The sequence below is a fragment of the Streptomyces sp. E11-3 genome (assembly GCF_046540415.1).
GTDB lineage: Bacteria > Actinomycetota > Actinomycetes > Streptomycetales > Streptomycetaceae > Streptomyces.
In genome coordinates, this window is sequence record NZ_JAZGRL010000001.1 from 2,691,755 (window position 1) to 2,699,423 (window position 7,669).

Below are 7,669 nucleotides of genomic sequence, written 5' to 3' on the forward strand. Positions count from 1 at the left end.
CCGGCCGGGCTCTCAGGAGCCCGGCCGGCGATCGGCGTCTTCGTTCTCTTACGTGTTGCTGTGCTGCGGCGGGCGGTCCGGCAGTACGGGCGCCACCGCCACGATCGTCGCGCCGTGCGGCCCCGGCGAGGCCTTCAGGGCCTCCTCGCGCGCGTGGACACGGAGGTAGCCGACCACCGTGTTGATCACCGCCACCAGCGGTACGGCGACGACGGCACCGCTGATCCCCGCGACCAGGGCACCCGCGGAGACCGCGAGGACCACGGCGAGCGGGTGTACCCGTACCGCGCGGCCCAGGATGAACGGCTGCAGCACATGGCTCTCGATCTGCTGCACCGCGAACACCACGGCGAGCGCGAGCAGCGCCGTACCGGGTCCCTGGGTCACCAGCGCCACCACCACCGCGAGGGCGCCCGAGATCACGGCACCCACGATGGGGATGAAGGCGAACAGGAAGATGAAGACGGCGAGCGGTACGGCCATCGGGACGTCGAGGAAGTAGATGCCGATGCCGATGAACACCGCGTCGATCAGCGCGACCACCACCGTGCCGCGTACGTAGGCGGTGAGGGTCCGCCACGCGCGCGGGCCCGCGCCCGCCATGCCGGGCCTGGCCGGGGCGGGGACGAGCTTGAGCGTCCACTCCCAGATGCGCTTGCCGTCGTACAGCAGGAAGAGCGTCGAGAACATCGCCAGCACCATGCCGGTGAGGAACTCCACCAGGACCGTCACGCCCTCGAGTCCGGCCTCGGTGAGCTCCCTGGCGTTGCTGCCGACGGTGTCGCTGAGGTTGTTGGCGACGTCGTTGATCTCGTCTTCGGTCACATGCAGCGGGCCGTCGATGAGCCAGTTCTTGAGCTCCTCGATGCCGTCCTGGATCTGGCCCGCCAGGTTGTCGATGTTCTCCATGACCTGCCAGACCACGAACCAGCCGACCAGGCCCATCACCACGAACCCCGCGATGAAGGTGACGGCGGTGGCCAGGCCGCGCGGCAGTCCGTACCGGCGCAGCCTGGTGACCATGGGCTGGAGCAGCGCGGTGATCAGCAGCGCGGCGGCGAAGGACAGCACGACCAGCTGCACGGCGCCGACGATCTTCATCAACACCCAGACGAGCCCCGCCAGCACAAGCAACCGCCAGGCGGCCTCGGCGGCCACCCTGATGCTCCACGGAATAGCCCCGACGGGCTCCGGCCGCGCCGCGACAGCGGGCGCGTAGGCGGGCGGCGCGGGCACGTGCTCGCCGCCGGCACCCTCGCCGGGCGCGGCGTCGGTGGGACCGGCCCCGGCGACCGCGGAGCGCACAAGCCCACGGGACGGGGAGTCGGCGGGGCCAGCCCCGCCAGACGCAGTCCTGCCGGAAGCGAAGTGGGATGACGCGGAGTCGGCAGGGCCAGACCCGCCGGACTCCGGTCTGCCGGACACGGAGCCGCCGGACGCAGACCGGGCCGACGCGGAACCGCCAGCCGCAGCCCCGGCGGACGCGGCGCCACCGGACACGGAGTCGGCAGGGCCAGGCGCGGAACTGGCGGACGAAGTTCCGCCCGCCCCGAGACCACCGGTCCCTGTCCTGCCGGGCGCAGGCCTGCCAGAAGCGAAGTCCGCGGACGCGGCGTGGGTGGGGCCGGCCCCGGTGGCCGCGGAGTCAGCGAGCCCAGCGGACGCTGAGCCGCCGCCCCTCGGACCGCTGGACGCGAAGTCCGCGGACGCGGCGCCGGCGGGACCGGCCCCGGTGGGGCGACCCGCGCCGGGCACGGGCCTGGCGGACGAAGTCCCGCCAGACCCGGAACCACCGGGCCCGGGACCGCCAGAGGTCGAGTCGGCGGACGCCCTCGCGCCCGGCTCCGGGCCGGAGCCGGGAGGGGACGCGGGCGTCCGGGACCGGTCCGCGCGGCGGTACGCCGCGGGCTCGCCCCCGGCGTCGTACCCGCCGTACGCGTCATCGCCGCGGCGTTCGGCCTCGCGCTCGCTCAGGCGCTCGGCCAGCCGGCTCAGTCCCTCACCAACGCGGCCCAGCCAGCCTGGCACTCTCGACATGATCTTTCCTTTTCCCCCCACCGATCCCCCTGCGTCCGAACTGGAACCGTACACGCGCGAAGCCCCCCACCGAAGGACGGTGAGGGGCTGCACAAAGTTGAGCGTCCGGACCGATGGAACCGAATCGGCGTCGGCTCAGTACCAGTTGTTGTTCTGCCAGAAGCTCCACGCGCCGCACGGGCTGCCGTAGCGGTCGTTCATGTAGCCCAGGCCCCACTTGATCTGGGTGGCCGGGTTGGTCTGCCAGTCCGCCCCCGCGGAGGACATCTTGCCCGCCGGCAGCGCCTGCATCAGGCCGTAGGCGCCGGACGACGGGTTGGTCGCCTTGTAGTTCCAGCCGGACTCGTGGTCCACGATGTTGCTGAAGCACTGGAACTGGTCGCCCGGAACCATCTGCCGGGCCATCGACTTGACCTCGGCGATGGAGTACGAGCTCTGCGGTGCGAAGTCGTTGGCGGACGCCGACGCGGAACGGGACTCGGAGCGGCTGGCCTTCTCCTTGGCCTCCGCCTCCGCGCGCTCCTTGGCCTCGCGCTCGGCCTTCTCCTTCGCCGCCTTCTCTTCCGCGGCCTTCTTCTCCGCGGCTTCCTTCTTGGCGACAGCGTCCTTGGCGGCCTTCTTGCGCGCCGACTCCTCCGCGGACTTCGTAGCGGCCGAGTCCGCGGCCGCCGCCTGGGCGTCAGCCTGCTGCGTCAGGGATGCGGTCTGCACCTCGGCCTGCTGGCCTGCGGGGATCTCTGCGAGGAGTGTTGCCTCGCCAGTTGCCGCAGTGGCCTCCAGGTCATTGGAGGTGTCGGTGTTGCCCGAGGCAACACCAACGACAGCGCCGACGGTGGTGACCGCGGTGGCGGATGCCACGGCGAATCCCCGGACCGAAATCCGGCTCACACGGTTTCCTTCCAGCATCGCCCGGTCGGTGACCTTTCGGGCGCAATCGTGCCCCTTGCACTGGCCTCCCTCTGATACACGGTCACGGGAGGCACTGACCCGACGGGCAACCCTCAGGCGAGGGCGGCCTCTTGAGGCACGGGTGGCACACGGCGATCGCTATGAAGTTCTGTGGTGCCGCACCGCTGGGGGTGCAGGTGTGCCGTATGCGGGGCCTGACAGTCCCCAGACTCTGCCGGAACGGGACGGCGTGAAGCAATTCCGCGTTGCGTGGGAAAGCTCACACCCCGTTTGTCCCAGGGGTTTTACGGAAACACACACATGCCATGACGCCGCCCGGCTAGGCTCTTGCGCTTCGCCGGGCGGCGCCAACTGCCGCGTAACCGCGGTGAACTACCGCGTACTACCTCAGATGTGGCCCTCTTCGAGCATTTCGGTCACCAGCGCCGCGATCTGCGACCGCTCGGACCGCGTGAGGGTGACATGCGCGAACAGCGGATGCCCCTTCAGCTTCTCGACGACGGCGACGACTCCGTCGTATCGCCCGACCCTGAGGTTGTCGCGCTGGGCGACGTCATGAGTCAGGACAACACGCGAATTCGCCCCGATCCTGGACAGAACGGTCAACAGAACGTTCCGCTCCAGCGATTGGGCCTCGTCCACGATGACGAACGCGTCATGGAGCGAGCGGCCCCGGATATGCGTGAGCGGCAGCACCTCCAGCATTCCGCGCGCCGTCACCTCCTCGATCACCTCACGCGAGGTGACCGCCGACAGCGTGTCGAACACGGCCTGCGCCCAGGGGCTCATCTTCTCGGACTCGGAGCCCGGCAGATAGCCCAGCTCCTGCCCGCCCACCGCGTACAGCGGCCGGAAGACCATCACCTTCTTGTGCTGCTGCCGCTCCAGTACGGCCTCCAGGCCCGCGCAGAGCGCGAGCGCCGACTTTCCGGTGCCCGCCCGGCCGCCCATCGACACGATGCCGATGTCCGGGTCGAGGAGCAGGTCGAGGGCGATGCGCTGCTCCGCGCTGCGGCCCTTGATGCCGAACGCCTCGCGATCACCGCGTACGAGACGGACGTTGCCGTCCGGTGTGACGCGTCCGAGCGCCTTACCCCGCTCGGACCGCAGTGTCAGCCCGGTGTGTACGGGAAGCCCGGCGGCTTCGGGCACGTAGAGCGACTCGCCCTCGAAGAGGAGGTCCACCTGCTCCCCGGAGATGCCCAGTTCGGACATTCCGGTCCAACCGGAGTCGGTGATGGCGAGCTCGGCTCGGTACTCCTCGGCGAGCAGCCCCACCGACGAGGCCTTGATCCGCAGCGGCAGGTCCTTGGAGACGACCGTGACGTCGTACCCCTCGGCCTGGAGGTTGCGGGCGACCGCCAGGATCCGTGAGTCGTTGTCCCCCAGTCGATAGCCGGCCGGAAGTACGCCGGGATCGGAGTGGTTGAGCTCGACGCGCAGGGTGCCGCCCAGTTCGCCGATCGGGATGGGAGCGTCGAGGCGGCCGAACCGCACCCGGCAGTCGTCCAGCAGGCGCAGTGCCTGCCGGGCGAAGTAGCCGAGTTCGGGATGGTGCCTCTTCGCCTCCAGCTCTGTCACCACGACGACCGGAAGCACGACTTCGTGTTCGTCGAAGCGGGCCAGAGCACCCGGGTCGGCCAGCAGAACGCTGGTGTCGAGTACATAGGTGCGCCTGTCTGGCATGCGGCGCTTTGTGCTGGTCACCACGGAAGGACGTACCCCCTCGGCTGAGGTTGGGGAAGCGACGGCGTCGCGGGGGACCGGACCGGGCTCGGGCCCCGTTGCACGGGCCGAGCGCCGGCCCTCCGCTTGTCCGTACCGCGTACGGTCCATCGGGTGCAAAGGGCCTCCCGGGTGAGCGACCCGGTGCCGCTCACTGAGATGCGACGCCCTTGGCGCGGGCGTCGACCTGGAAGGGATATTCCCTCGAACACGTGCGGCCATGCCATGGCATATGACGACGTGAAAGTGAACAGCCTGTGGCGGGAGTCGGGCAGTACCCGACCGTGGTCTACCCGCCGTAGCGGCGGTGGCGGGCCGCGTAGTCGCGCAGCGCGCGCAGGAAGTCGACCTTACGGAAGGCGGGCCAGAAGACTTCGCAGAAGTAGTACTCGGAGTGCGCCGACTGCCAGAGCATGAACCCCGACAGACGCTGCTCCCCGCTGGTGCGGATCACCAGGTCCGGGTCGGGCTGGCCGCGCGTGTAGAGGTGCTTGGAGATCTGCTCGACGTCGACGAGCTCGGCGAGTTCCTCGAACGAGGTGCCCCGCTCGGCGTGGTCCAGGAGCAGCGAGCGCACGGCGTCGGCGATCTCCTGGCGGCCGCCGTACCCGACGGCGACGTTGACGAGTATCCCGGTGTTGTTGACCGTGGCCTGTTCGGCTTCCTTGATCACGGACTGGGTGCGCGCGGGCAGCAGGTCCATGGTGCCGACGTGGTGCACCCGCCAGCGTCCGTCCGCGGCGAGCCCGCGCACCGACTCCTCGATGATGCCGAGCAGCGGCACCAGTTCGGACTCGGGGCGGTCGAGGTTGTCGGTGGAGAGCATCCAGAGGGTGACGACACCGACATCGGTCTCGGCGCACCAGCCGAGGAACTCGGAGATCTTCTGGGCGCCGGCCTGGTGGCCTTGCGCGGTGGTGCCGCCCGATGCCTTGGCCCAGCGCCGGTTGCCATCGAGGATGACGCCGATATGCCCGGGGACCTGCGCATGGTCGAGGCGGCCTTCCACCCGGCGCGCATAGAGCCGATACACCAGGTCGCGCAGGTTCACTCTGTTCAGCCCCTCCGGCAGATGGCAGGTAAGTGCATCCCCCCAAGGGCGACACCTTACCGCCGTGCGCCCGTACGGTGCCCCATGGGTGCGCTCGTACTCAAGTAGCTTCGTACCCATGAACGACAAGTCTCTGTACCGGGCCGCCGACTCACGCTACGACTCGATCGAGTACCGGCGCACCGGCCGCTCCGGCCTGAAGCTCCCGGCCATCTCCCTCGGCCTGTGGCACAACTTCGGCGACGACCGCAGCCTCAGCTCGCAGCGGGCGATCCTGCGGCGCGCCTTCGACCTCGGTGTCACCCACTTCGACCTGGCGAACAACTACGGCCCGCCGGCCGGTTCGGCCGAGCTGAACTTCGGCAAGCTGTTCCAGCAGGACTTCGCGCCGTACCGCGACGAGCTGGTGCTCTCCACCAAGGCCGGGTACCTCATGCACCCCGGCCCGTACGGCGAGTGGGGCTCCCGCAAGTACCTGATGTCGTCGCTGGACGCGTCGCTCAAGCGGATGGGCGTCGACTACGTCGACATCTTCTACTCGCACCGCTTCGACCCGGACACCCCGCTCGAGGAGACGATGGGCGCGCTGGCCTCGGCGGTGCAGCAGGGCAAGGCGCTGTACGTGGGTGTCTCGTCGTACAACGCGGAGCAGACGCGTGAGGCGTCCCACATCCTCAAGGAGATGGGTGTACGTCCCCTGATCCACCAGCCCTCGTACTCGATGATCAACCGCTGGACCGAGGACGACGGGCTGCTCGATGTCCTGGAGGACGAGGGGCTGGGCTGCATCTCGTTCGTGCCGCTCGCCCAGGGGCTGCTCACCGGGAAGTACCTGAAGGGGATCCCGGAGGGTTCCCGTGCGACCCAGGGCAAGTCGCTGGACCCGAACCTCCTCTCGGACGAGGTGGTGCGGCGCCTCAACGGCCTGAACGACATCGCGGCCCGGCGCGGCCAGTCGCTGGCCCAGCTCGCGCTGGCCTGGGTGCTGCGGGACGAGCGGATGACGTCGGCGCTGATCGGCGCGTCCAGCGTGAAGCAGCTGGAGGAGAACGTGGCGGCGCTGGGTGGCGCGAAGCTGACCGACGAGGAGCTGGCGGAGATCGACACCTTCGCGGTGTCCACGCCGGGCACGAACATCTGGGCCGACCGGGGCTGAGCCCCTGCGCCGACCGGGGCTGAGGCCCTGCGCCGACCGGGGCTGAGCCCCTGTTCACCCCGGCCCGTGCCGTGCTCGTGCGGGCAAAAAATTCGGGCCGGTCCGTGGGGGGGATACGGACCGGCCCGAGGGGGGGAGTTACACCATAACCCTTCGTAAGCGATGCTGCGCACATCACCGCGCAATGACTACGCTCCGAGACCGCCGAGCAACAGCCCGCTGAACGCTCCGGCGAGCATGCACGGCCCGAACGGCATCGCCGTCTTACGCCCTGCCCTCCCCCGCACCACAAGGGCAAGCGCGTATCCGCCCCCGTAAAGAACCCCCGCGAAGAACCCGAGCATCAGCACCCCCCACCCGTACCACCCAAGGGTTACCCCGAGGACGACCGCCAGCTTGACGTCCCCGAACCCCATCCCGCTCGGGTAGATCAGAAACAACGCGAAATACACCCCACCCAGCGCGAGCCCCCCGAGCAGCACGCCCCGCCACGACCCACCGGCCGCGTCACTCGTGGCGGCGAGCCCGAGCAACACCAGCGCGGCGGCCGCGAGCGGCAGCGTCAGCACATCGGGCAGCCGGTGCACGGCGTGATCCACGACAGCGAGCAGTACGCCGAACGGGACGAGGCCCAGCCACACCAGGGTCTCCGGCCGCACCCCGGCGGCGGCCGCGAGGGCGACACACAGCACCGCGGTCACGGCAGCCAGAACGGACACACTGGGCCCAAACCACACCCCACACCTCGAACACCGAGGCACCCCAACCCACCCCCGCAGCACCCCACCCGC

Annotated in this window: 6 protein-coding genes; 1 reads left to right on the top strand and 5 read right to left on the bottom strand. The window is 69.8% G+C overall.

All coding sequences use genetic code 11. The features are described 5' to 3' along the window. Nucleotides 1-48: 48 nt before the first annotated feature. The 4 genes from U9R90_RS12065 to U9R90_RS12080 form a co-directional block, all read right to left on the bottom strand. The gene (locus U9R90_RS12065) at nt 49-1,425 is read right to left on the bottom strand and encodes an AI-2E family transporter (RefSeq protein ID WP_411056430.1); all 1,377 of its coding nucleotides are present in this window, start codon (nt 1,423-1,425) and stop codon (nt 49-51) included. Nucleotides 1,426-2,172: 747 nt separating this feature from the next. Next, on the bottom strand, nt 2,173-2,943 hold the full coding sequence (locus U9R90_RS12070) for a transglycosylase SLT domain-containing protein (protein WP_411056431.1): 771 nt from the start codon (nt 2,941-2,943) through the stop codon (nt 2,173-2,175). A gap of 390 nt (nt 2,944-3,333) precedes the next feature. Further along, nucleotides 3,334-4,656 carry a PhoH family protein gene (locus U9R90_RS12075; RefSeq protein ID WP_411056432.1) on the bottom strand — a complete coding sequence of 441 codons (1,323 nt, stop codon included), beginning with the start codon at nt 4,654-4,656 and terminating at the stop codon, nt 3,334-3,336. 304 nt (nt 4,657-4,960) lie between these two features. Next, nucleotides 4,961-5,722, bottom strand: coding sequence for an isoprenyl transferase (locus U9R90_RS12080; RefSeq protein WP_411056433.1), 762 nt, complete (start codon nt 5,720-5,722; stop codon nt 4,961-4,963). 118 nt (nt 5,723-5,840) lie between these two features. Between U9R90_RS12080 and mgrA the strand changes: the two genes are divergently transcribed. After that, nucleotides 5,841-6,878, top strand: coding sequence for an L-glyceraldehyde 3-phosphate reductase (gene mgrA / locus U9R90_RS12085; RefSeq protein WP_411056434.1), 1,038 nt, complete (start codon nt 5,841-5,843; stop codon nt 6,876-6,878). A 188-nt stretch (nt 6,879-7,066) separates the two neighbouring features. Here the strand turns inward: mgrA and U9R90_RS12090 are convergent. Continuing rightward, on the bottom strand, nt 7,067-7,669 hold a 603-nt coding region (locus tag U9R90_RS12090), incomplete at its 5' end, for a prepilin peptidase (RefSeq protein WP_411056435.1).